The organism is Undibacterium sp. Ji83W (assembly GCF_049340385.1).
Lineage (GTDB): Bacteria > Pseudomonadota > Gammaproteobacteria > Burkholderiales > Burkholderiaceae_D > Undibacterium.
Genome location: NZ_JBMPOZ010000021.1, coordinates 67307 through 90942, shown reverse-complemented (window position 1 = coordinate 90942; position 23636 = coordinate 67307). Strand labels below are relative to the sequence as shown.

The window sequence follows — 23636 nt, the reverse complement described above, 5'->3', positions numbered from 1 at the left end:
AAAAGAGCGCAGCAGAATCTGGAGAAAAGACTAACAAAGAAAACTCCAAATGCACTTGCAACTGAGAATGATTCTCATTTATAATAAACCTGATTAAAATATATTAGTCGTAAAAACTCCCCTTTTTACGATGCTCCCAGTCTCAAGCACGGTGCAACATCCGTGCTGGCAAGGGAGTTGTACACGATACACACCAGCCAGTCGCCGCTAGCCAGTGTCCAAATTTTTTAAATTAGGAAACACGATGCTAAGCAAGACGCAAATCGCCCTGGCGCTGGGTATGGCATGGGGCATGACTCCGGTAACTACTTTTGCACAAACTCCCGGCCCGGTCCCACCGACAGAAGCAACTACCCTCAAAGATATTACTGTCACTTCTACGCGCACCGCCAGGACGGTCGATAGCGTACCCAATACCGTCACCGTCATCCCTGCAGCCAGGATAGAGCAAGAAGGTGGTCGTGACATCAAGGACCTGTTCCGCAATGAACTCGATATCAGCGTGCGCGTTGCCCCTACCCGCTTTACAGCGGCCGGCAGCTCCACTGGCCGCGCTGGTAATGAAGGTATCAATATTCGTGGCCTGGAAGGCAATCAAGTCTTGATGCTGGTTGATGGTACGCGTGTACCGGGTAGTTTTTCGTTTGGTGCATTTGCTACAGGCCGTGGTGATTTTCTTGAACTCGATGGCATCAAGGCAGTAGAAATTTTGCGTGGCCCAACCTCCACACAGTTCGGTAGTGATGGCTTGGCTGGTGCAGTCAGCTTCCGCACCCTGGACCCGTCTGATCTGCTCAAAAAAGGTCAGTCTTTTGGCGGCTTCGTGCGTTCTGGCTATGCCACAGTCGATCGCTCATGGCGCAATACCGCCGCCATAGCTGGCGACAATGGTAGCTGGCAAGGCTTGCTGCTGGTCAGCGACCGTCGTGGTCATGAAACAGAAAACCGTGCCGACAATGACGTAAAAAACGTCAACCGCACAAAACCAAATCCAGTAGATTTCAATGCCCAATACCTGCTGGGTAAAGCAATCTTCAAAATCGATGGCAACCAGCAAATCGAAGCCAGCGTAGAAGCACAAAAACGCACGCAGGATACTGATGTTTATTCTGCCCGCGCCATCCCGCCACTGGCATCCACCAGCACCCTGGACCTTGATACCCGCGACAAGGTAGAACGCAATAAACTCAGTCTGGCACACCGCTATAAAAACCTGAATTCCAGCTGGTTGCACAATGCCGAGACCCGCCTGTACTGGCAGGACGCCAAGGTCAGCCAATACTCTGCTGAAGACAGGAACACCGCCGCTGACCGCACCCGCGACAATCACTACAACACCAAGATCGTCGGCTTGTCCAACATCATGGAAAGCAATTTCTCCGGTGCGCTTGAACAAAAACTCAGCTATGGCTTTGACTGGAACCGCACAGAAGTCACAGGCCTGCGCGATGGCACGGTAGCACCGTTTGGCGAAACTTTCCCGGCCAAGCCTTTCCCGGATACAACTTACACAGTCACAGGCGCATTCATCCAGGATGAAATCGAAGCAGGCAAGCTGAGCATCATCCCCAGCCTGCGTTATGACCATTACAAACTTGCTCCATCCAGTGCAGGTTACACAGGCGGCGCAGTCGCCACCCTGTCTGACAGTGCGGTCACTCCACGCCTGGGTCTGGTATGGCAACTCGACGCAGCCTTTGCACCTTATGCACAATTCGCCAAGGGCTTCCGTGCACCGACACCAGACCAGGTCAACAATGGCTTCACTAACCTGGCATCCGGCTACACCAGCGTAGGCAATTCGCAACTGAAAGCAGAACGTGCTGACAGTTTTGAGATTGGCTTCCGTGGCAAGGTGCAGGGTTTGCGCTACTCCTTCGCCGCATTTGACAATAGCTACAAAGACTTCATCAGCCAGCAAGTAGTGCGCGGCACAGGCACAGCAGTTGATCCACTGGTATTCCAGTACATCAATCTGACCAAGGCGCAGATCCGTGGTGCAGAAGCCCGTGCAGAATGGCAAATCGACAGCAACTGGCAAGCCACTGCCGGTGTCTCCTACACCAAGGGCGACAGCGAAGTTGCTGGCGTAAAAACACCACTCGATACCATCAACCCGATGAAGTTCCTGGCAGGCCTGCGCTATGACACAGCAGCCTGGGGTGCGCGTGCGCAATTCCAGCATCATCAAGGCAAGCAGTTGGACAGGATAGCCCCTGCAGCCACACCACAGTTTGCACCAGGTTCTTACCACGTCGTTGACCTTGGCGTCTATTGGAAACCCATGCCTAATCTGACAGTCAATGCCAACCTCAACAATGTCTTTGATACCAAATACTGGGCCTGGTCTGATGTACGCGGCCTGGCTGACAACACCAACGTCAAAGATGCTTACACCGCCCCTGGCCGGAATGCCCAGGTATCAGTTCGTTACGACTTTTAAGAAGGAATCGTCATGCCAGCCCAACATTTGAACCCGCAGCAAAATGCTAAAGTACGTGAAGAATTCGCCAGCATGCGCCGCGAGAAAAAAGCCAGACATCGTGACATCGCCGAAACCCTGGAGATCAGTGAAGGTGAACTGATCGCCGCCCACGCAGGCACAGCAGCCATAGAAAGCAACTGCCTGCTGCGTGCCACCTGCCTGCGCGCAGAGTGGCCAGAAATTATCGCCGCAGTAGAAAGCCTGGGCGAAGTCATGGCCCTGACACGCAATCCTTCCTGCGTCCATGAAAAAACTGGCACCTACAGTAAAATCAGCCACAACCACCATGTCGGCCTGGTGCTGGCAGGTGAAATCGATTTGCGGATTTTTTATCAGCAATGGGCGTTTGGCTTTGCCGTCACTGAGCAAACAGGAAGCGGCGAAGAGCGCAGCGAGCAAAAAAGCCTGCAATTCTATGATGCTACCGGCACTGCCATCCACAAGATCTTCATCAAGCCACAAAGCAATGTGGAAGCTTATGAAGCGCTGGTCGCCAGCTTTGCTGCCGTAGAACAGCAAACCGGCATACAAACAAAAGACGCCGCAGAAAAAATGCTGGAACTGGCTGACAAGGATATCGATGTCACAGGCTTCCGCCAGGCCTGGGCATCCTTGCGTGATACTCATGAGTTCTTTGGCCTCATGAAAAAATTTGCCGTGACACGCACCCAGGCATTGCGCGTGGCTGATGCCCAGTTTGTCCAGCAAATTGATGTCAGCAGCTGCCAGGACCTGTTGCAAGCCGCCGCTGCCGAAGCCGTTCCTATCATGGTATTCACTGGCAATGCAGGCATGATACAAATCCATTCCGGCCCGGTCAGCAAGATTGCCAAAATGGGCCCATGGGTGAATGTGCTCGACCCACGCTTCAACCTGCATCTGCGTGAAGACCATATCGCCAGTGCATGGGTCGTCAAAAAACCAACCACAGATGGCCTCGTCACTTCACTGGAATTGTTTGATGCCGACGGCGAAACCATCGCCATGTTCTTTGGTGAACGCAAACCCGGCAAGCCAGAACTCTGCGAATGGCGCGCACTGATCGACAACCTCTTGTCAGAAAGCCAGACATGCGCAGCATAAGCCCACAAATCCAGCACAATCGCCTGCGCAGGCAGGCTTTGATGCAACTGGCGGGCCTTGCAGGTTTGGCTGGTGCTGGCCTGCTGCCATCCTTTGCCCAAGCCGCAACCAGCAAAGGCAAGCAGCGCATCATCAGCGTAGGCGGAGCAATCACCGAGATCATCTTCGCCCTCAATGCCAGCAATGACCTGGTGGCCGTCGATACCACCTCCAACTTCCCTGAGAGCGTGCAAAAACTGCCTAATGTTGGCTATGCGCGTGCGCTATCAGCAGAAGGTGTACTGGCATTGGCCCCTACCCAGATCATCGCCAGCGAAGATGCAGGCCCGCCTGCCGTGATACGCCAGTTGACATCCTCCGGCATCCCGCTGGCTGTCTTGCCTGCGCATCACAAGTTTGAAGGCGTGCTCGACCGCATCAAGCAGATTGGTGAACTGACTGGCACACAAGCCCAGGCAGCTACCCTGATGCAAAGCCTGCAGCAGGAGTGGACCAGGGTCCGCACACCGATAGAGCAACGCAAAGGCAAGGCACCAAAAGTTGTTTTCATCCTCGCCCATGCACCTAACCAGATCATGGTCGCAGGTCGTGAAACCGCTGCCCATGCCGTGCTTGAATATGCAGGTGCCAGCAATGCGCTGACTGCGGCCAATGGCGGCAATGGCTTCAGTGGCTACAAGCCTTTAACTCCAGAAGCCATGATCGCTGCCCAGCCTGACATCATCCTCGTGACTGACCAGGGCCTCAAAGCCTCGGGCGGTATAGAGTCTGTGCTGAAATTGCCGGGTGTGGAACAAACACCGGCAGGCCGCAAGCGCCGCATACTTTCACAAGAAGCCATGCTCATGCTGGGCTTTGGGCCACGTCTGCCATCGGCGATCAGCCAGTTGGACAGCGCCATCATCAAGGCTATGCAGGCATGAAAGCGTCAGTAGCCGTGTCTGGTGAATTGCGAAAAGGTTTACACCAAGGTTTGCAGGCAAAGCTTCTGCAAGGCGGCAGGCCTAGCCTGCTGCTGGTGCTGGGTATCTCCCTGCTTGCCGCTTTACTACTGAGTGTGCAATTCGGTGCCGTGCCTGTCAAATTGCAAGACTGGCTGACCTTGCTAAACTTCAGCGACGACCAGACGCTAACTGGCAGCAGCTACGTCTTGTGGAATATCCGCCTGCCACGTGCCCTGTTTGCCGTGCTGGTGGGTGCAGCACTCGGCATGTCAGGTGCATTGACGCAAGGCCTGTTCCGCAACCCGCTGGCAGATCCCAATTTGCTGGGCATTACTGCCGGTGCGGCTGCGGCTGCGGGTTTGAGTATCGTTGTCCTGTCAGGCATGCACTTGCCCATACCCATGTCCTGGCGTATGTGGATCTTGCCTGTCACCGCGTTCAGCGGTGCGCTGCTGGTTTGCTTTGCACTTGATCGTGTGGCGCGCTGGATTTCTCCTGGTTCCATTGTTGGCCTGCTCTTGACTGGCATTGCCCTCAATGCCCTGAGCGCTGCCGTGCTGGGTCTGTGTACTTACCTGGCAACGGACGAGCAATTGCGCAACCTGAGTTTCTGGACCCTGGGCTCTCTGGCAGGCGCCAACTGGCTGACTGCTGGCTTGTTGCTGGCATTACTATTGCCAGCCTGGTGGTGGGTCAAGCGCATGATCAGCGCCATGAATGCCCTGGCACTGGGTGAAGCTGCGGCTGCCCATGTCGGCATCGATGTACGCCGTTTGCGTACCCAGGTCATTGTGCTGGTCGCTGTACTGACCGGGTTTGCCGTAGCCTGGTGCGGCATGATCGGCTTCATCAGCCTGGTTGCACCGCATCTGGTGCGCACCATGGGTGGGCCAGATCAAAGACAGGTGATACCACGCTCCATGCTCATGGGTGGTTTGCTCTTGCTGCTGGCCGACACCGTGGCACGCTGCATCGCCATCCCGGCTGAAGTACCAGTGGGCATTTTCACGGCCCTGCTGGGCAGCCCTTTCTTCCTGATCCTGCTGCGTAATGCACGTGGTCGCTTAGCCTGAATCGCATGGATGAGAAACGCATCATGTTAATGAAAACCACCACACAACAGGGTTTGCTCCAGCTTGACGCCGTCTGCACCAGGCTGGGCAAGAAAGACTTTGGTCCCTTTAATCTGAGCATAGGCAAAGCAGAAAAAGTCGCCATACTCGGCCCCAGTGGTGCAGGTAAATCCACGCTGCTGAAACTGCTGTCCCGTGAATTGAAAACCAGCAGCGGCGACATCACTTTTCAGTCACGCCCGCTGGCAAGCTGGTCCTTGATGGAACTCAGCCGCCTGCGCGCCGTCCTGCCGCAAAACAGTGATGTGGCCTTTGGCCTGGAGACTGATCTGGTCATCAGCCTGGGTCGCGTCAGCCGTGCCCATGACCCCGAACTGCCCAACATCGTCAGACAAGCAGCGGCCATGGCCCATGCAGCCCATTTGCTGGGCCGCCGCTTTGACAGCCTCTCTGGCGGCGAACAGGCACGCATACAACTGGCACGCATCTTTGCACAACTGTGGGACCAGCGCGATGGTCTGATACTCGTCGACGAACCGCTGGCAGCACTCGACCCCGGCCTGCAATTTGACCTGCTCGCCAGTCTTGAAGAATATGCGACAGAACGCCAGCACGCCATCGTCGCCATCCTGCATGACATCAATCATGCCATGCAGGCGTTCGAACGTCTGCTGTTAGTAAAGAATGGCCAGCTCGTTGCTGATATCGTCAGCAACCGCGAAGCAGTACCAGCGCTGGAAGACTTATACAATATTGCTCTGACCTGCATGCACAATGAAGAAGGTGATTTGCTGGTCACCCCCTTGCGCGCTTCATCCCGTGCCAGGAAAAGCGCATAGCAAACAATATTGCCGAATGAGAGAGATCATGCAAAAACCAAAGATGCAAGAAATCAAGGCCTTTGTGCCTGCCAAAAATTTTGAAACTTCCCTGGCCTTTTATCAAGACCTCGGCTTTGAAGTCGTCTTTAGTGAAGATGGCATTGCCCATCTCAAATATGCACAATGCAGCTTCATGCTGCAAGAATTCTATGTCGCTGATCACACCAATAATTTCATGATGCATATCCTGGTCGATGATGTCGGCATCTGGCACGAGTTCATCGTCTCAGCCGGCATTGCAGAAAAATACCAGGTGCGCCTCACCCCAGTCGTTGAACAGCCTTATGGCATGCGCGACTTCACACTCACGGATCCTAGTGGCGTCTTGTGGTTCATAGGCCAAGAAATCAACACTAAGGATAGCTGTACCAATGCGTAAATTAACTCGATTCACAAGTGCAGCCGCAGCCCTGGCCGCAGCCAGCCTTTTATCAGCATGCGCAACCCAGGCTGAAAAACCAGTCAGCGGCAGCAAGATATTGTTATTGGGCGAAGTCCATGACAATCCAGACGGGCATGCGCACCGCTATACCGACCTGCAAAAAATGGTCGTCGCAGGCTGGCGTCCGGCCATCGCGATGGAACAGTTCGATCGCGAAAACCAGGCTGAACTTACCCAGGCTCAGGTAACTTGCACTGACGCAGACTGCATCATCAGCAAGGTCGGCAACAAGCGCTGGGAATGGCCACATTATCGTCCCGTCATCCAGCTCGCCATCGATTACAAACTGCCGCTGCTGGCAGCCAACCTGTCCCGTAGTGATGCTGCCCGCGTCATGCGTGAAGGCTATGCTGCCGTACTCGACAAGAACACCATCACCAGCTACAAGCTCGACCAGCCCTTGCCTGCCGTGGTAGTCGATGGCCAGCGCGCTGCGATGGAAAGCGGCCATTGCGGCAAGATGCCAGACAATATCGTCCCCAGCATGGTCAGGGCACAAGTTGCGCGTGATGTCGTGATGGCCAAGATCGTCACTGAAAACGCCGAGCGTGGCGTCGTCCTGCTGGCTGGCAATGGCCACGTCAGGCGCGACCTCGGTGTGCCGGTATGGCTGCCTGCCAGCCTGCAAGCCAGCCTGCAAATCCATGGTTATATTGAAACAGATGACGACAGCAAATCAGGAAGCGTGACCACTGCATCCATCTATGACGTCAGCCATGTCGTCAAGACGCATACCCGCACCGATCCATGCCTGAGTATTCAAGCACCTAAAAGCTCAACTTAGAATCCAACCTAGAACCCAACTTAAGCCTAGCGCAGAGGAACACATGAAACATCAGCCATCAGCCAACGCTTGCCAGCACCTCGGTCTGGCTTCAAGCAAAGTGGGCGAAGTCATGATCTGCCCTGAATGCGGGGTAGTCCACCTGTCTTTGAACCATGTGTCCCTGCGCTTTGATGTCGAAGCTTTCCGCGTGCTCGCCTATATGCTGGCAGAAGCGCAGTTGAACATAGAAAGCTATGATGCGCGCCTGCCAAAAACCCCGGAAGCGCCTCACGTCACCGGCTTTGAAATAGCACCGGGTAAAAAAATGCACTAACCCGATTTATGCAAAATCCTTGCAGCATGGCGACAGTGGGCGTTCATCAGCGCGCACAGTTCGCGACGAAATGTCTGCAATATCATTTGGGCTGTTTTGCATAAGTCCTCACTAACAGGAGTACCGTATGTGTGAACATGACAAACATAGTATTGCATTACCACCAGAAGCCACACCGGCAGGTTCACGCCGTCGCCGCATCTGGGATTTGACGCATGAATGCCATTGCCCCGTCGTCGGTGTCTGCATACCACTGACGACCTTGCGACGCATCGTCAACAAAGCCATGAATGGCCAGGCCATTGCCGAAGACTATGAAATCCATGTCGGTGCGATTGCTGAGTGTGGCCGCCGCAATCGCCTGTCAGAAGCCATACAGCAAGAACTGGAACAGCGCTATGCCCGCACCATACAAGAATTCCGTGCAGCAAAAACAGTAGAAGCCGTCACCCGCCTGTGGCTGGCCGCCATCGACAAGGGCGACGTCGCCGGTGCTTTCTGGGCCGCACTGACACACCCGCGTTGCGACGCCGATTTGCAAGACGGCTTATGCCGCGACATGCACATGCTGCAACATCAGGCCGGTGCCAGCGTGCGTATCGATATCGCCCGCTTCAATGCCCTGGTTGAACAAAACAAGTTACTGACCCGCGAACTGGGCCGCGTACAGGAAAGACATAACCGCGCCCTGGCAGAAAAAACCCGCGAGATCGAAAAGCAAAACACCCAGCTAATACAACTGCGCGCAGAAAGCATAGGCAAGGACAGCAGCATCCATTTCCTCAGTTCCGATATCGCCGCACTAAAAGCAGAAATCCCCGAACTGGAAACCCGCCAGCGTCTGCTCAAGAAAATCGAGCAAATGGCTGAGCGCCAGACCGAAACAGAAAACCAGGTACGCGAGCTAAAACAAAAACTCGCAGAAGCCAGCAAAGCCGCCGCCGACATACAAGAGCAGGCCGCCGAGCAAAGCAGGCAACAGCCAGAAGAAAAAGTCTACCCTATCACCCTGCACCTGAAGCAAAAAACCGTGCTGTGCGTAGGTGGTCGCAGCGGCAATGTACCCACCTACCGCGACCTCATAGAACGCATAGGCGGCCGCTTCGCCCACCATGATGGCGGCCTCGAAGACAACCAAAGCCTGCTGGATGCCAGCCTGGCCGCCGCCGACCTCGTCATCTGCCAGACCGGTTGCATCAGCCACACCGCCTACTGGCGCGTCAAGGATTTCTGCAAACGCACCGGCAAACGCTGCGTCTTCGTAGAAAACCCCAGCGTCTCATCACTGGCACGCGGGCTTGAGCAATTCGGCAGCGAAGAGGAAGGTGCTCAGGCCAAAGTGACGATGTAATAAGCGGCGGCCGGCACACCGGATTTCCATCCACAAAAATGGGGCGCTTCACTTCAGGATATCGACCGCATCCACGATCTCTACCCCCTGCAGTTGCCCCAGCCAACTATCAAACCAGGGTTTGTGGGAGACACCTACGACAGACAAAACACGGGCACCAGGGCGTTCGCGGAAAGTTTCACGAATATTGGCAACCATGCGCAGGTTGCGGATCTCCCATCCTGCTACCCATATCTGCGGATAGCCTTCCGCTGACTGGGCACGCATCGCAGGGATCACATTGGCTTCGGCATAAATGCGCAAACCTTCAGGTTCGCTGATGTATCGATACAAGGGCAAAAGGTCTGTGGCGAGCATCAGCTCCTCTTCGCGTTTTTTTCGCATATTCAAGGCTGCATTACCTGAGGCCCATGCAGATTCTATGGAGCGGACAAAGGCCTTGATGTCCGGTACATCGATACGGTCACCAGTATGGTTATCGACCGCATGGACACGTTGCAAACCCAGGCGTGCTGCCAGGCGAGCAGCGATGTGATAGTTTTCGTCCTTACGCTTTGCGGCCTTGGCGAGTTGAGCAATCAGCACCTCGTTCAAGCCATCGCCTGCGTGGCGCTCAGCTTCTGGCAGTTGCAGCCATTGCACATAGGCAGACGCCGTGTCGTAAGATGCCATGAACAAGGCAGCCAGACGACGACGCTGCGCCGCCGTTGCCGTTGATTGTTGCGGCCAAACCTTAAGCATCTTGTCTGCTTCAGCCATCGCTATCGGTGCATCCAATCCCACAGCCAGCCTGCCTGCTTCGACCGATGCGCAATAGTCTGCACCATACCTGACCACATGACGGGCAGCCATGTCGCACTCTTCGCCTGGCTCGGTTTCTATCGTAATAATCTCAGGTTTGAATTTCGCCAGCTTATCGAGCACACCGTCCAGCGATGCAGGATTGAAACTGGCTGGCATGCTTCTCAAATGCACAGTCCCCAACACCAGCACTTGCGCGTGAGGCCCGGCCATATCACGATCCAACACAGTCAGATCAATCTGCGCCTGAGCCAGAACTGGCATCATTACGCTTGCAAGTAATGTCCAATTTCCCCATTTCACCATGTCATATCTCCTGTATATCAATCCCGCGAATGTAGAGGATGCCGGATGCATGAACAAGAAGAAGTCGACAGGATGCGGTTATCTCAGCATGGAATGCAAAAACCAGAGAATAAGGGGATTCAAGATTTTATTGTTTCACTTCAGCTAAAGATGCAGAAGTATGCTGCTGTCTCTGCCTGAAGAAGAGTATAGGTCAGCCACGACTCAGTAGATGAACAGAAAAAATGCACTTAGTGTGGTTCATTCAGTCTTATTTACTTCATCCGTCAGCAAAATCTTTTGTTCGTCAATTTGCGCAATAGCTTCAGCTTTTCTCATGGCCTCCACCTTTTCTTTAACGATTTTGAGTGAATTTGCCATATCACCAGTCAAAGCCTCATCCCATTGCTTCGCCGTTGCACCCAAAACTTTAGTCTCACTGGTCAAGCGAGTCACTGTAGTAAAGCGACCTGACATTTTGGTGGTCATGAGAAAACCTTCTGAGTAAGTAGAACTCATTTCATAAATAGGGTGAGATGCGTTTGCCTCATAACGTGGGCTGGCAAGGCGGACGAGGCAGTCAATAGCGGTGCTATTGATAACGAGTCCAACGCAGTCCAGCACGCGATATGAGGCAAACCCTTCGGGAACTGACGATTTGGGCGCATTGCAGCGTTGCGCCCTTTGTTAAGGCACGAGCCTTAGCTGCAGGTCACGCCTTGCACTGCGTCCCAAATCGTCTTGTTCGCACTCATCCTATTTATGAAATGAGTTCTAATATCCATTCTAGCCGATTTGCATAACGGGAAGCGCATCACAAATTTTGCGCATTCAAATCAGTTCTATACTCTGCAAATTCAAATAACTACTCTCCCGTATCGTCGTCACAAAATCACTGAGATACGCCTTAGCCGACAAATCCGGCAGACAGGCTGCATATAGTCTGCCAGTCAGCCCATCCTTGGTAATGCGCTTGGGAAGTACATAGTCACGGTTCACATAATTTTGTGCTGCCCACACTGGCAAGGTCGCGATGCCGCGCTTGCTGGCGACCAGTTGCAGCATGGCGACGGTCAGCTCGGTCGTACGGCGTGTGGTATCTATCCCGGCTGGTTTCAAGACCTGGCGTACCACGTCCAGCATTTCGTCAGGTACAGGATAGGTGATCAGGGTATCGGTCGCAAAGTCTTGCGCCACCAGATAATCACGTTTGGCCAGCGCATGGTCTTTGGCGATCAGAGCGACAATCTCAAAACGGAACAAGGGATGGTAAGCCACGCTTTCATCTGCATCCATTTCCGACACGATGGCAACATCCGCCTTGTGGCTATACAACAGCCCGACAGGGTCAGCCTGGAAGCCGGAAACGATGTCCAGCTCCACCTCCGGCCAACGCTGGCGGAACAAATCCATGGCAGGCATGAGCCAGTCAAAACAGGTATGGCATTCCACTGCGATGCGCAATTGCCCGGCCACGCCCTGCGCCAGCCGGGCCAGGTCGCGCTCACAATTAGCCACTTGCGGCAAGATACTGTCGGCCAGTTGCAGCAGGCGCTCACCGGCAGGCGTGAAGCGTATGGGCGTCGTCTTGCGCTCGAACAGCGGCACGCCATGATGCTCTTCCAGCAACTTGATCTGGTGCGACAGGGCAGACTGGGTGACATTCAGCAAGACGGCAGCCCGCAATAAATTGCCGGATTCACGCAGGGCATGCAGGGTTTTCAGGTGGCGTAGCTCTAGTATCGATTGCATTATGAATAAAATTCAAGTTAATTCTTAAAATATGTCGTTTGAATCATAATCAATTCTAACCCATCATAAGCTCAATATGATTGGAGAATAACAAATGACTATCGCTCACACTCTCGGCTTCCCCCGTATCGGCGCACAAAGAGAATTAAAATTCGCACAAGAATCCTTCTGGCGCGGCGACATCACCGAAGCCACCCTGCGCGAAACAGGTAGCGACCTGCGCGCCCGCCACTGGGGTTTGCAAAAACAGGCAGGCCTGGATTTCGTCAGCGTTGGCGACTTTGCCTGGTACGACCAGGTCTTGAACACACTGGCCCTGCTGGGTGCCCTGCCCCGTCGCTTTGGCTTTGATGCAAAACAACTGACGCTGGCAGATTACTACGTCGCCGCCCGTGGCAACCCCCAGCATTTTGCGATGGAAATGACCAAGTGGTTTGACACCAATTACCACTACCTCGTACCAGAATGGACAGCGGATACCAGCTTTGATGGCGGCACAGACTGGCTGTTTGAAGAACTGGCGCAAGCCCAGTCCCTCGGCCATGCAGCAAAAGCCACTCTGATTGGGCCCCTGACCTTGCTCTACCTCGGCAAAATCAAAAGTGGCCTGACACATAAACTGGATTTGCTACCCAAGATCATCCCCGCCTACCAGCGCCTGCTGGCACGCCTGCAAGAACAAGGGGTGGAATGGGTACAGATAGACGAACCAATACTCGCACTAGACCTGGACAACGCCTGGCTGGATGCCTTTATCCTGTCCTACAATGCGCTGGCGCAAAATACACCCAAGGTTTTGTTGTCCACCTATTTTGAATCAGTGCAAGAGCGCGCTGCACTGTTGCATGCCCTGCCCATCGCTGGCCTGCATCTGGATCTGGTACGCGCACCGCAACAATTGACCACCCTGCTGGCTAACTGGCCGCAAGGCCGCGTCTTGTCTGCCGGTGTCATTGATGGCCGCAATATCTGGCGTGCCGACCTGAGCAGCTTGCTGGCTGATTTACATGCTGTCCACGCACAACTCGGCGACAACCTGTGGCTGGCGCCAAGCTGCTCCTTGCTACATGTGCCAGTTGACCTGGCAACAGAAACTGCACTCGATGCAGAAACCCTGAGCTGGCTGGCTTTTGCCGCACAAAAACTCGATGAAGTCGTCGCCCTGAAACAATCCCTGAATGGCAATGCAAATAAAGTCGCGCATCAGTTCACAGCCGCCGATCAGGCCATCGCCAGCCGCCGCAAATCAGTACGCATCCACAACCCTATCGTACAAAAACGTCTGGCCGCCATCACCGAGCAGGATGTCACCCGTCACAATACATTCAAGCAGCGCATAGGCCAGCAACAGCAACGCTTTGCCCTGCCTCTGTTCCCCACGACCAGCATAGGTTCCTTTCCGCAAACCAAGACCATACGCCAGGCCCGCGCCACCTATAAGCGTGGTGATTTGTCGCACCTCGAATACCTCGAAGCCATGCGCGCAGAAATCCGCCTCGTCGTTGAGCAACAAGAAAAGCTCGACATCGACGTGCTGGTCCACGGCGAGCCAGAACGCAATGACATGGTTGAATATTTCGGCGAACAACTCTGGGGCTATGGCTTCACTCTGAATGGCTGGGTACAAAGCTATGGTTCACGTTGCGTCAAACCGCCCTTCATCTATGGCGACGTTTACCGCCCAGAAGCCATGACAGTCAGCTGGAGTGAATACGCCCAGAGCCTGACCAGCAAACCCATGAAAGGCATGCTCACCGGCCCCGTCACCATGCTGCAATGGTCTTTCGTGCGCGACGACCAGCCACGCTCCACCACTGCCATGCAAATCGCCCTGGCCCTGCGTGAAGAAGTTGCCGATCTCGAAAAAGCCGGCATAGGCATGATACAGATAGACGAACCCGCCTTCCGCGAGGGCCTGCCACTGAAACAGCAAGACTGGTCCGCCTACCTCGACTGGGCAGTACGCGCTTTCAAACTGAGTTCTGCAGTCGTCAGGGATGACACGCAAATCCATACCCACATGTGCTATTCAGAATTCAACGACATCCTGCCGTGGATAGCCGCCATGGATGCCGACGTCATCACCATAGAAACCTCACGCTCGGATATGGAATTGCTCGACGGCTTCGGCGAATTCGCCTACCCCAACGACATAGGCCCCGGCGTCTACGACATCCATTCGCCACGCGTGCCCAAGGTCAGCGAAATGCAAAGGCTGCTACAAAAAGCACGTAGCGTACTTCCCGACGCCCGCCTCTGGGTCAACCCCGACTGCGGCCTCAAAACGCGCGACTGGCCTGAGACAATAGCTGCGCTGGAAAACATGGTGCAGGCGGCCAAGTTGTTGCGGACAACTGTGGCGGTGGATGATGAGGAGCATCAGGATTGCTGCTGATAAAGACAGACCAGGCAGTCTGAAGTTAAGCCCAGGCGCATCTCAGCTTTTGATGAGATGCGCCCGCCTGCATTGAAACGCAAAGCTCCCCATCCTGTAGGAGCGGCTTCAGCCGCGAACAAGCTTTACCGTAACACCAAAATCCCGCAAGCCAGCAATCGCCCCAATTTTCGCGGCTAAAGCCGCCCCGGGAAGCGAAGCAATCACCATCCGATGAATGAGTAATATTCATTCAACTTCAGAAAACCACCTGCGATCCCTTCATCCGCATGTGGAATATCTTACACCTCCGTAAAAACGTCCCATCCCACAATGTCAATGCGACTTAATACATGGTATATTTTTTTGTCTCGCTCACATTACAGCTCTGCTTTTGATGTGCCTGAGCCGGAAAACAATGCTGATCAGCAGCCAAATTTATACAATGAGCCTTATCCCATGTCATACCTTGTCCGCAGCGTCATAGCGATATTTTCCATATGCTGTCTCGCCTTGTTTACGCCTGCAAGTCGCGCCGAAGTGCCCCCGCTTAAAGCCGCTGAGCTTGATGCCATGCCATTCAAATTCGAGGCTCAAGTAATCTCTGTAAGCTCAAAAACCCTGGCGTCAGACAACTGCAAAACAGAAGTCAGATTTGAGCTTACGGCAAGCAAAGTCAAAGACATGGGCACTCAGCACGTTCCTGAGGAATTCAAACTGACTGGCAGTGCCTTCAGTTACCATTTCGGTTGCGTTGGCCCAAGCGGCATGCGCATTTTTGAATTCATCAAACCAGGTGAGCACATCCTGATCCATGCGAACAGCAAAGATACGGATGGCAGCTTCGAGCTTACTCACTATTCGCAAGTTACTCGCTTACCGCTTCAGAGCCCATAAAGTCACTGCCAGCGCCGTCCAAGAAGCAGGAAAGCATTTTGATGCCTATTTTACTAATCAACTCGCTCGTCGCAATGTAGCATTCAACAGCTCAACCAACTATTTGGGTACAGTCTTATCGTCAAAAACATAATATTTATTTTTGAAATCATAAATACGGGAAAAATCTCTGAGTGCACCTGACCACATGCCAAAATGGCCCGTATCGCTCTGGTCAAAAAATGCCTCTATGGTTGCCACCTTGCCGTTAAATTTATAGAGTACCTTATATTTTTTATCGATTCGCTTCCTGTCATCCTCCGTTTCATACGGCCCGGAATCGACATTCAGCCAAAGGCAATCCTTGCTGGAATTCCTGACCTTTGTCAAACATATGGACATATTTTCCCGACCAACAGTCACATAGCCAGTCACCAAGACAAGTTTTCCATCGTAACGTTCAGGTGTCGCGATCAGATTAATTAGAGACAGGCTTTGAAAGCGATTTTCGACATCAGCTTCAGTCGCAGTGACAAAAAGACTAATTCCAGAAAACAGGCAGGCAACCATTAGGCGGTGGATTTGATTGTGTATTTTTTTCATCTTATATAACCTGATAAATAGCCTCATAAAAACCGATGACAAGATCAAGCTGTTCGCGAATCTCCATCTTGAAATGGCACGCTCAACTTGGCATGGACTTGCTCGCCTCGGCAGAAATTGTCAGCAATTCCTCTGAAACTAAAAGCTTTTCAAAGTTGCCGGAATTTACTCTCTTGAATAACTCAATCACGATCGCTAGCGTCGGCAAAAGCTGACTTTTAAGAACAACATGGCGACTCTCAGTTTGAAATTCACATAATTTCGCGATAAATAAATTCAATTGATCTTCGTTTATGTCGAACATGTCCGAAGCATGTTCGACAAATCCGCTCTCCAGTTTCAGCACATTTTCCATTACCCTGATTTGGCAATAAACAGTTTTCCTATCGTTAAACTTGGCTGCCAAATTGATTTGTCGTCAATGCCTATCCAGTATCCCATTTCATTTATCTCATGTCACTCATGAAGACTTGTCTGCAATTTCAGACAAAAACCGCAGTTGCTGCCTGAGCATCCCATCCCTGATACTGCTCCATATCTGCTCAGGAAAATGTACCGGCAATTCGTGCTCAAGCTGCGCCAAGGCATCTGGTACATGTTGAACCAGTCGCTGCATCTGCGCAAAACCATCCACGACACCAGTCTGCGCGGCCAGCCCCTGCCAATGTCGTACATGCATCTCACTCATTTTGAAGTGCGCATTCTTTGACCTCAAAGCCATGGCCATCTTGTTTTTCTTTTCCTGCAATTGATTTGCACCACGCCCTATCACTGGCCACGCTGACAAAATATCGTACATGGGTGTCATGCGGTAATCGCCACCAGCAAGCAAAGAAATTGAGAAGTTTTTGGCATGACCATCAGTCGCTGCCAGCAACCAGAATGCCAGGTTCACCAATGCAAAATTCAGTTTATCTTTGGCTGCGCTGACACTGCCTTCCAGTATGTGCAGACACTGCGCCATGCCAGGCCCGCCGTCAGCTTCATATTTATTGTCTGGTGCGACGCCGCTGGCCTGGCAAAAATCTTCTTGCGGCAATCTGGCTATCCAGCCCTGTCCCATCCACTTCCTGTCAAACCGCTCAACCACCAAAACTTTTTGCGTGCCAAATTGCGCAATCTCAGTCTTGGCTACTTCAAATCCCAGTACTGCCATGATACGCATGCACAGCCATTCATTTTCTATGGAACCGGACATATCGAAGCGCATGCCACCAATCGGACCCAGGGGTAATTTCAGGATATGTGTCGTCGGTGTCGCGCTGTGCGGCACATGCCACTGCCCCTGATACCATAGCAGGGCCGTTTTTTCCTGTGCACCTGCCAGTGAAATGCGGAAGTCGTCAATAATATTACTGTCGCCTTCATCGCTGGTCACATTCAGCAAGAGCTTTTCAACTCCACTGTCTGTGAGCGCAGTCGCTGCAATCTGATCAAAGCCTGCTGGCTCTATACCCGGCGGTAAAATTTGTACTGCGCCTATGCAGTCGCGTCCCATTGCTTCAAGCAAATCTGGCACATTTGTGGACGCAAGTTGATAGCGAAGACTTATGCGCTGCCTGATCTTTTTATTGTCAGGTAATAGATTGTCGAAATAGTTCTTTACAGCCGTGCCACGCAAGATGCTCTTGCCTGCGGTAATAGGTAATGAGAGTGACAAGGGGCGAGCCGCCACTGATTTGATCCAGCTTTCGGCATACTCAAATTGATGTGTATCGGTGCGATCCCAACTCCACACACCGACCAGCAAGCCGTTCATCCAGACATTGAGAGAGCGATGAATACGGAACTTGTTCATGATTACCAATCCGGCCTGGTGTCGTTATCGGATTTGCTTGCAATAGTTTCATCATCCTGACGCTTGTAGATAGACAAACCGCAGCCAAGCAAATGCAAGATGCTCAGCATCTGGTCCACGCTCACTGCACCGGGATTATTTTCTATATTGGCAATCCTGACCTGCCCAACGCCTAACATTGCCCCCAAGGCGGCCTGGGATAAGCCCTGTTGACTACGCAAGGATTTGAGATGGCTGCTAAGCTGTGTTGCCAGACTAATTCGGTAGTCCATGATGTTCTCTGCCCTCCATAGCCTGAATATGTCATTGCCAAATAAAGGGCGATGATCACCTTGAAGTAATAACTTCAATTTATCACTCAAAAACAATAAAATCAATATATCATCTTAAAGTGATATTTCAATATTATCACTAATAAGATATAAACAGCATCTATCGATAGCCCCTTCAACTGGTTCTCCACAATACAACTTACCTTGAATTTTTTTCACCAATTAACGTTTACGTTAACGTCAATTCTTGTGCTATTCTAAAAATAACAGGTGCATAGCCCAATCTCTTGGGCTGTGTTAAACGGGAAAGTGGTCGTCCTGATCGCTGTCACCAGCAGGTGACAGTAGCTATCAAGACCTAAAAACGTATTTACGCTCGCGCTTAAGATAGTAAATATGTTCCAAGCCCCTGCTGCCTCCGCAACGGTAAGCGAGTGCGGTTACATCATCCACGCCACTGGTCATGCATGACTGGGAAGGCGATGTAACAAGACTTGCAAGCCCGGATACCGGCCTGTTGATCGCTGAGAAAAACATTGCGGAAGGCGGTGTTTGGGATATGGCATGGCGCGCCTGATGGCGGGCGGGTGCTTGTCTTCAATACTGTTCTTTCACTGTTTTCCCAAGGTCTGGTCACGTACGGAAGGTGCGTGGCGGGTGTGCGTCCACACGGCGTGTGCCCATGGTCAGGATGGTTGCTGCGGCAGGTTTCTGTACGCGGCGGCTGTCTTGTTTTCAGGCATCAGTGCGGCTGTTGTTGCGGGCGTGGCCCGCCGTCTGTCCGTGCGCAATCAGGAAAGTACAGGAAATCATCATGGCAACTCTCTCCCAGGTTCCCAACGTCAAACTGCTCATCAACGGCGAACTGATAGACTCCAAATCCACGCAATGGCGCAATGTGATCAACCCGGCCACGCAACAGGTGCTGGCCCATGTGCCGTTTGCCACGCCAGAAGAGATGCAGGCTGCAGTCGATGCTGCCAAGGCCGCTTTCAAGACCTGGCGCAAGACAGCGATAGGCACACGCGCCCGCATCTTCCTCAAGTACCAGCAACTGATACGCGAAAACATGGCCGAACTGGCTGCATTGCTGACAGCCGAACAGGGCAAGACCCTGGCCGATGCTGAAGGCGATATCTTCCGTGGTTTGGAAGTGGTTGAGCATGCGGCAAATATCGGTAATCTGCAAATGGGCGAAATCGCCAATAACGTTGCCAGCGGTGTCGATACTTATACCCTGAACCAGCCACTTGGCGTGTGCGCTGGCATTACCCCCTTCAACTTCCCGGCGATGATACCGCTGTGGATGTTCCCGATGGCGATTGCTTGCGGCAATACCTTCATCCTGAAACCGTCCGAGCAAGACCCCATGGTCACCATGCGCCTGGCGGAGCTGGCCATGCAGGCTGGCGTGCCACCTGGCGTGCTGAATGTGGTGCATGGTGGTGAAGATATCGTCAACGCGATTTGCGATCACCCTGATATCAAGGCGGTGTCCTTCGTCGGCTCTACCCGCGTCGGCACACATGTGTATAACCGCGCAACACTGGCGGGCAAACGTGCGCAGTGCATGATGGGTGCCAAGAACCACGCCATCGTTCTGCCGGATGCAAATAAAGAACAAACCCTGAACAACCTCGCCGGTGCTGCCTTTGGTGCTGCTGGCCAGCGTTGCATGGCCTTGTCTGTGGTGATACTGGTTGGTGAAGCCAACCAATGGGTGCCAGACTTGCTGGGCCGTGCCCGCAGCCTCAAAATCAATGCCGGAGCAGAAGCCAATACCGACATAGGCCCGGTCATTTCATGTACTGCCAAAGAGCGTGTAGAAAGCCTGATCGCGCAAGGTATTGCTGAAGGTGCGACGCTGGTGCTGGATGGCCGTGCACCGCAAGTGCCAGGCTATGAGCATGGCAACTTCGTTGGCCCTACAGTCTTCACTGGCGTCAAGCCCGGCATGCGTGTGTATGAAGAAGAAATCTTTGGCCCGGTATTGTGCATCATGCAGGCAGATACCCTGGCAGACGCCATTGCCATCATCAATGCCAACCCTAATGGCAACGGCACGGCACTGTTCACCCAGTCTGGCGCTGCTGCTCGTACCTTTGAAGAAGATATCGACGTAGGCCAGATCGGCATCAACGTACCTATTCCTGTGCCTGTACCGTTGTTTTCCTTTACTGGTTCGCGCGCATCCAAACTCGGTGACCTGGGGCCTTATGGCAAGCAGGTCATCCAGTTCTACACCCAGACCAAGACCATCACGGCACGCTGGTTTGATGACAGTGTCAGCGCTGGCAAGGTGAATACCACTATCTCTTTAAAATAGGGGGATGGCCATGGACTTCGAATTGAACGAAGACCAGCGCGCCTACCAGCAATCTGCCCGCAGCTTCGCCGCCCATGAAATGACGGCGCAAGCCGCGCATTGGGATGCCACTTCCCACTTCCCGCTGGACGTCATCGCCCATGCCGGGGAGCTGGGATTTTGCGGGCTGTATGTGCCAGAAGAACTGGGCGGGCTGGGTCTGACACGGCTGGATGCAGCAATCATTTTTGAAGAGCTGGCACGCGCCTGCCCTTCAACCACGGCTTATATCACGATACACAATATGGCAAGCTGGATGATCGCCAACTGGGGCACGCCAGAAGTACAACAGGAATGGGTGCCCAGACTGGCCGCAGGCAAGAAACTGGCTTCATATTGCCTGACCGAGGCTGGCTCGGGTTCTGACGCAGCATCACTGCGCACCAGCGCCCGCCTTGATGGCGACAGTTATATCCTCAATGGCAGCAAAGCCTTCATCTCAGGCGCAGGTGCCACCAATATGCTGGTCGTCATGGCGCGCACAGGTGGTGATGGTGCTGGCGGTATCTCGGCCTTTGCGGTTCCTGCAGATTTGCCCGGCATCACCTATGGCAAGAAAGAAGACAAGATGGGCTGGAACAGCCAGCCCACCCGCACCGTTAATTTTGACCAGGTACGCATACCGCGCAGCCACTTGCTGGGCGAAGAAGGCGAAGGCTTTCGCATTGCCATGCGTGGTCTGGATGGGGGCCGCATCAACATCGCCACCTGCTCCATCGGTGCGGCGCAATCAGCACTCAATAGCGCGCAAGCGTATATGAATGAGCGCATGCAGTTCCAGAAAAAACTGTCTGATTTCCAGGTGCTGCAATTCAAGCTGGCCGACATGCAAACCGAACTGGTCGCTGCCCGCCAGATGGTGCGTCTCGCCGCCAGCAAGCTCGACAGCAAGGCAGACAATGCCTCAGTGTATTGCGCCATGGCCAAGCGCCTGGCAACCGACACCGGCTTTACCGTCTGCAATGAAGCCCTGCAAATTCACGGCGGTTACGGCTATATACGCGAATACCCGCTGGAGCGTTTCCTGCGCGACGTCAGGGTGCACCAGATACTCGAAGGCACGAATGAAATCATGCGCGTCATCGTCGCCCGCCACATGCTAAATCAACCCGCAAGCGAGGAATTTTTATGAGCAAGTACAGTAACTACACCAATCTGCAATGCGAAATCATAGGCCACACTGCCCTGGTGACCCTGGCCAACCCACCCGCCAATACATGGACGGCTGCGGGTTTGCAGGCATTGACGCAACTCGTCAATGACCTTAATGCTGATGCAGATATCTATAGCCTCGTCATCACAGGCTCAGGCCAGAAATTCTTTTCAGCAGGCGCAGATTTGAAGCTGTTTGCCGATGGCGACAAGGCCGTAGCACTCGACATGGCACGCCGCTTTGGTGAAGCATTTGAAACCCTGAGCCGCTTCCGTGGTGTTTCCATCGCTGCCATCAATGGCTATGCCATGGGCGGTGGCCTGGAATGCGCACTGGCTTGCGATTTGCGCATTGCCGAAACCCAGGCGCAAATGGCTTTGCCAGAAGCTGCAGTCGGCTTGCTGCCCTGCGCTGGCGGCACACAAAATCTGGCCTGGCTGGTCGGTGAAGGCTGGGCCAAGCGCCTGATCTTGTGCGGTGAACGTGTCGATGCTGCCACGGCCCTGCGCATAGGCCTGGTAGAAGAAGTGGTCGCCACCGGCGGCGCACTGGAACACGCACTGGCCTTGGCCAAACAGGTAGGCAAGCAAAGCCCCAGCAGCGTCAAGGCATGCAAGCAACTCATACAAGGCGCACGCCAGCAACCGATGAACACTGTGCTGCCACAAGAACGCGAAGCCTTCCTGGCCCTGTTTGATACCGCCGATCAAAAAGAAGGCGTCACTGCCTTTCTGGAAAAACGCCCTCCCGTGTGGAGGAATGCATGAGCGACGCTCCAGTCCTGTTCCATACCCTGCCTGCTGCCAATGGCATGCAGCTAGGCGTAGCCACCCTCAATTCAGAAAAAACCCTGAATGCCCTGTCCAAAGAGATGGTGCAATTACTGGGCAAGCAATTGCAAGCCTGGGATGAAGATGACAGCATCGCCATGGTGGTCTTGCAGGCCGCTGGCGAAAAAGCATTTTGTGCAGGCGGTGATTTGCAAAATCTGTACGCCAGCATGCGCCAGCATCATGCCTCAGATAAAAAAGACGACCTGCTGGGCAATGCCTATGCACTGGATTTTTTTGAGCAGGAATACCGCCTAGACTATCAAATTCACACTTACCGCAAACCCATATTATGCTGGGGCCACGGCATCGTCATGGGCGGTGGCATAGGCTTGATGGCCGGTGCCAGCCACCGCGTGGTCACAGAAAAATCCCGCCTCGCCATGCCAGAGATTGCGATAGGCCTGTTCCCCGATGTAGGCGGCACCTGGTTTTTGAACCGCATGCCGGGCAAGCTGGGTTTGTTCCTGGCCTTGACGGGTGCGAACATCAATGCCAGCGACGCCGTATTTGTGAAGCTGGCCGACCTGCAATTGCCGCACGAGAGCAAGACAGAACTGCTGGCCCGCCTGCAAGCCTGCGAATGGAGCAGGCAGGCAGACAACAATAAGCTGAGCAACCACCTGCGCCTGAGTCATATCCTGCATGAGCAGCAACGCAGCGACAAAGTAGTCAGCAGCGCCGGGCCTTTGCGCCAGCATTTTGACCTCATCAATCAACTGTGTAGCGCAGCTGACCTGAGCACCATCATCAGCAATATCTGCCAGCTGGATGTGAGCGTGTTGAACGACGATGTGTGGCTGCAAAAAGCTGTCGCCAGCCTGCAAAAAGGCAGCCCTACATCCGCCTGGCTGGCGCACGCCTTGCAGGAACGCGGCAAGCATTTGTCGCTGGCAGAAATCTTCCGTATGGAACTGGTGGCAGCACTGGCCTGCGCGCAGGGCCATGATTTTGCGGAAGGGATACGGGCGCTGATTGTAGATAAGGATCAGAAACCGCAATGGTTGCCGGGTAGTCTGGATGCATTGCAGCCGCAAGATAGTGAGCGATATTTTGCGCGTCTTTGGGACGCAGAGCGGCATCCATTGCGGGATTTAGGTGCGGTTGAATCATTGCATAAGCAAGCGGCTTAGCACGAGTACAGTCGTAAATGAAGCTGCAATCCGTA

23 protein-coding genes and 1 riboswitch are annotated in these 23636 nt (G+C 53.5%); of the genes, 16 read left to right on the top strand and 7 right to left on the bottom strand.

Features of this window, described 5'->3' with window-relative positions; all coding sequences use genetic code 11:
• Window positions 1-244 precede the first annotated feature (244 nt).
• The 9 genes from ACO0LD_RS25690 to ACO0LD_RS25650 all read left to right on the top strand — a co-directional run bounded on the left by ACO0LD_RS25690 (window position 245) and on the right by ACO0LD_RS25650 (window position 9359).
• Window positions 245-2443 carry a TonB-dependent hemoglobin/transferrin/lactoferrin family receptor gene (locus ACO0LD_RS25690; protein WP_423011288.1) on the top strand — a complete coding sequence of 733 codons (2199 nt, stop codon included), beginning with the start codon at window positions 245-247 and terminating at the stop codon, window positions 2441-2443.
• Between the two features lie 12 nt (window positions 2444-2455).
• Window positions 2456-3568, top strand: a complete 1113-nt coding sequence (locus ACO0LD_RS25685; RefSeq protein ID WP_423011286.1) for a hemin-degrading factor — start codon at window positions 2456-2458, stop codon at window positions 3566-3568.
• On the top strand, window positions 3556-4491 hold the full coding sequence (locus ACO0LD_RS25680) for a heme/hemin ABC transporter substrate-binding protein (protein WP_423011284.1): 936 nt from the start codon (window positions 3556-3558) through the stop codon (window positions 4489-4491). Before ACO0LD_RS25685 ends, ACO0LD_RS25680 begins: the two co-directional genes overlap by 13 nt.
• A complete protein-coding gene (locus ACO0LD_RS25675; RefSeq protein WP_423011282.1) occupies window positions 4488-5585 on the top strand; it encodes a FecCD family ABC transporter permease in 1098 nt (365 codons plus the stop codon). Before ACO0LD_RS25680 ends, ACO0LD_RS25675 begins: the two co-directional genes overlap by 4 nt.
• A gap of 23 nt (window positions 5586-5608) precedes the next feature.
• The gene (locus tag ACO0LD_RS25670; protein ID WP_423011280.1) at window positions 5609-6424 is read left to right on the top strand and encodes an ATP-binding cassette domain-containing protein; all 816 of its coding nucleotides are present in this window, start codon (window positions 5609-5611) and stop codon (window positions 6422-6424) included.
• Window positions 6425-6452: 28 nt separating this feature from the next.
• Entirely contained in the window at window positions 6453-6845 is a 393-nt protein-coding gene (locus ACO0LD_RS25665) for a VOC family protein (protein WP_423011278.1), read from the top strand.
• Window positions 6838-7692 (top strand): ChaN family lipoprotein, encoded by an 855-nt coding sequence (locus ACO0LD_RS25660; protein ID WP_423011276.1) that lies wholly within the window; start codon window positions 6838-6840, stop codon window positions 7690-7692. Before ACO0LD_RS25665 ends, ACO0LD_RS25660 begins: the two co-directional genes overlap by 8 nt.
• Window positions 7693-7735: 43 nt before the next feature.
• The gene (locus ACO0LD_RS25655) at window positions 7736-8008 is read left to right on the top strand and encodes a hypothetical protein (RefSeq protein ID WP_186956450.1); all 273 of its coding nucleotides are present in this window, start codon (window positions 7736-7738) and stop codon (window positions 8006-8008) included.
• Between the two features lie 127 nt (window positions 8009-8135).
• Window positions 8136-9359 carry a DUF2325 domain-containing protein gene (locus ACO0LD_RS25650; RefSeq protein WP_423011274.1) on the top strand — a complete coding sequence of 408 codons (1224 nt, stop codon included), beginning with the start codon at window positions 8136-8138 and terminating at the stop codon, window positions 9357-9359.
• Between the two features lie 48 nt (window positions 9360-9407).
• On the opposite strand, the gene ACO0LD_RS25645 is transcribed toward ACO0LD_RS25650, so the two are convergent.
• Entirely contained in the window at window positions 9408-10427 is a 1020-nt protein-coding gene (locus ACO0LD_RS25645; protein WP_423011272.1) for a DUF5694 domain-containing protein, read from the bottom strand.
• Between the two features lie 84 nt (window positions 10428-10511).
• Here ACO0LD_RS25645 and ACO0LD_RS25640 point away from each other — a divergent pair, with 84 nt between their 5' ends.
• The gene (locus ACO0LD_RS25640; RefSeq protein WP_423011270.1) at window positions 10512-10646 is read left to right on the top strand and encodes a hypothetical protein; all 135 of its coding nucleotides are present in this window, start codon (window positions 10512-10514) and stop codon (window positions 10644-10646) included.
• Window positions 10647-10706: 60 nt separating this feature from the next.
• On the opposite strand, the gene ACO0LD_RS25635 is transcribed toward ACO0LD_RS25640, so the two are convergent.
• Both ACO0LD_RS25635 and ACO0LD_RS25630 read right to left on the bottom strand, forming a co-directional pair.
• Window positions 10707-10934 carry a hypothetical protein gene (locus ACO0LD_RS25635; RefSeq protein WP_423011268.1) on the bottom strand — a complete coding sequence of 76 codons (228 nt, stop codon included), beginning with the start codon at window positions 10932-10934 and terminating at the stop codon, window positions 10707-10709.
• Window positions 10935-11276: 342 nt separating this feature from the next.
• Window positions 11277-12200, bottom strand: a complete 924-nt coding sequence (locus tag ACO0LD_RS25630) for a LysR substrate-binding domain-containing protein (RefSeq protein ID WP_423011358.1) — start codon at window positions 12198-12200, stop codon at window positions 11277-11279.
• A gap of 91 nt (window positions 12201-12291) precedes the next feature.
• Between ACO0LD_RS25630 and metE the strand changes: the two genes are divergently transcribed.
• Together metE and ACO0LD_RS25620 are read left to right on the top strand one after the other, a co-directional pair.
• A complete protein-coding gene (gene metE / locus ACO0LD_RS25625; protein ID WP_423011266.1) occupies window positions 12292-14592 on the top strand; it encodes a 5-methyltetrahydropteroyltriglutamate--homocysteine S-methyltransferase in 2301 nt (766 codons plus the stop codon).
• Between the two features lie 312 nt (window positions 14593-14904).
• Complete coding sequence (locus ACO0LD_RS25620) at window positions 14905-15468, top strand: hypothetical protein (protein ID WP_423011264.1); 564 nt, start codon at window positions 14905-14907, stop codon at window positions 15466-15468.
• A 99-nt stretch (window positions 15469-15567) separates the two neighbouring features.
• Here the strand turns inward: ACO0LD_RS25620 and ACO0LD_RS25615 are convergent, their stop codons facing one another.
• From ACO0LD_RS25615 to ACO0LD_RS25600, 4 genes are all read right to left on the bottom strand, one after another.
• A complete protein-coding gene (locus ACO0LD_RS25615; protein ID WP_423011262.1) occupies window positions 15568-16050 on the bottom strand; it encodes a hypothetical protein in 483 nt (160 codons plus the stop codon).
• A gap of 82 nt (window positions 16051-16132) precedes the next feature.
• The gene (locus tag ACO0LD_RS25610) at window positions 16133-16405 is read right to left on the bottom strand and encodes a DUF6086 family protein (protein ID WP_423011260.1); all 273 of its coding nucleotides are present in this window, start codon (window positions 16403-16405) and stop codon (window positions 16133-16135) included.
• Between the two features lie 105 nt (window positions 16406-16510).
• The gene (locus tag ACO0LD_RS25605) at window positions 16511-17848 is read right to left on the bottom strand and encodes a type II toxin-antitoxin system HipA family toxin (protein ID WP_423011258.1); all 1338 of its coding nucleotides are present in this window, start codon (window positions 17846-17848) and stop codon (window positions 16511-16513) included.
• A 2-nt stretch (window positions 17849-17850) separates the two neighbouring features.
• A complete protein-coding gene (locus tag ACO0LD_RS25600; RefSeq protein ID WP_423011256.1) occupies window positions 17851-18120 on the bottom strand; it encodes a helix-turn-helix domain-containing protein in 270 nt (89 codons plus the stop codon).
• Window positions 18121-18371: 251 nt separating this feature from the next.
• Window positions 18372-18652, top strand: a riboswitch (cobalamin riboswitch).
• A 282-nt stretch (window positions 18653-18934) separates the two neighbouring features.
• Here ACO0LD_RS25600 and ACO0LD_RS25595 point away from each other — a divergent pair.
• Genes ACO0LD_RS25595 through ACO0LD_RS25580 form a run of 4 tightly spaced genes read left to right on the top strand, consistent with a single transcriptional unit; the run spans window position 18935 to window position 23601 of the window.
• On the top strand, window positions 18935-20446 hold the full coding sequence (locus tag ACO0LD_RS25595; protein WP_423011254.1) for a CoA-acylating methylmalonate-semialdehyde dehydrogenase: 1512 nt from the start codon (window positions 18935-18937) through the stop codon (window positions 20444-20446).
• Between the two features lie 10 nt (window positions 20447-20456).
• The gene (locus ACO0LD_RS25590) at window positions 20457-21617 is read left to right on the top strand and encodes an acyl-CoA dehydrogenase family protein (protein ID WP_423011252.1); all 1161 of its coding nucleotides are present in this window, start codon (window positions 20457-20459) and stop codon (window positions 21615-21617) included.
• A complete protein-coding gene (locus tag ACO0LD_RS25585) occupies window positions 21614-22405 on the top strand; it encodes an enoyl-CoA hydratase (protein ID WP_423011250.1) in 792 nt (263 codons plus the stop codon). The genes ACO0LD_RS25590 and ACO0LD_RS25585 overlap by 4 nt, the downstream gene beginning before the upstream one ends.
• Window positions 22402-23601: an enoyl-CoA hydratase/isomerase family protein gene (locus tag ACO0LD_RS25580; protein WP_423011248.1), complete on the top strand. Its 1200-nt coding sequence runs from the start codon at window positions 22402-22404 to the stop codon at window positions 23599-23601. The genes ACO0LD_RS25585 and ACO0LD_RS25580 overlap by 4 nt, the downstream gene beginning before the upstream one ends.
• The last annotated feature ends 35 nt before the right edge of the window (window positions 23602-23636 follow it).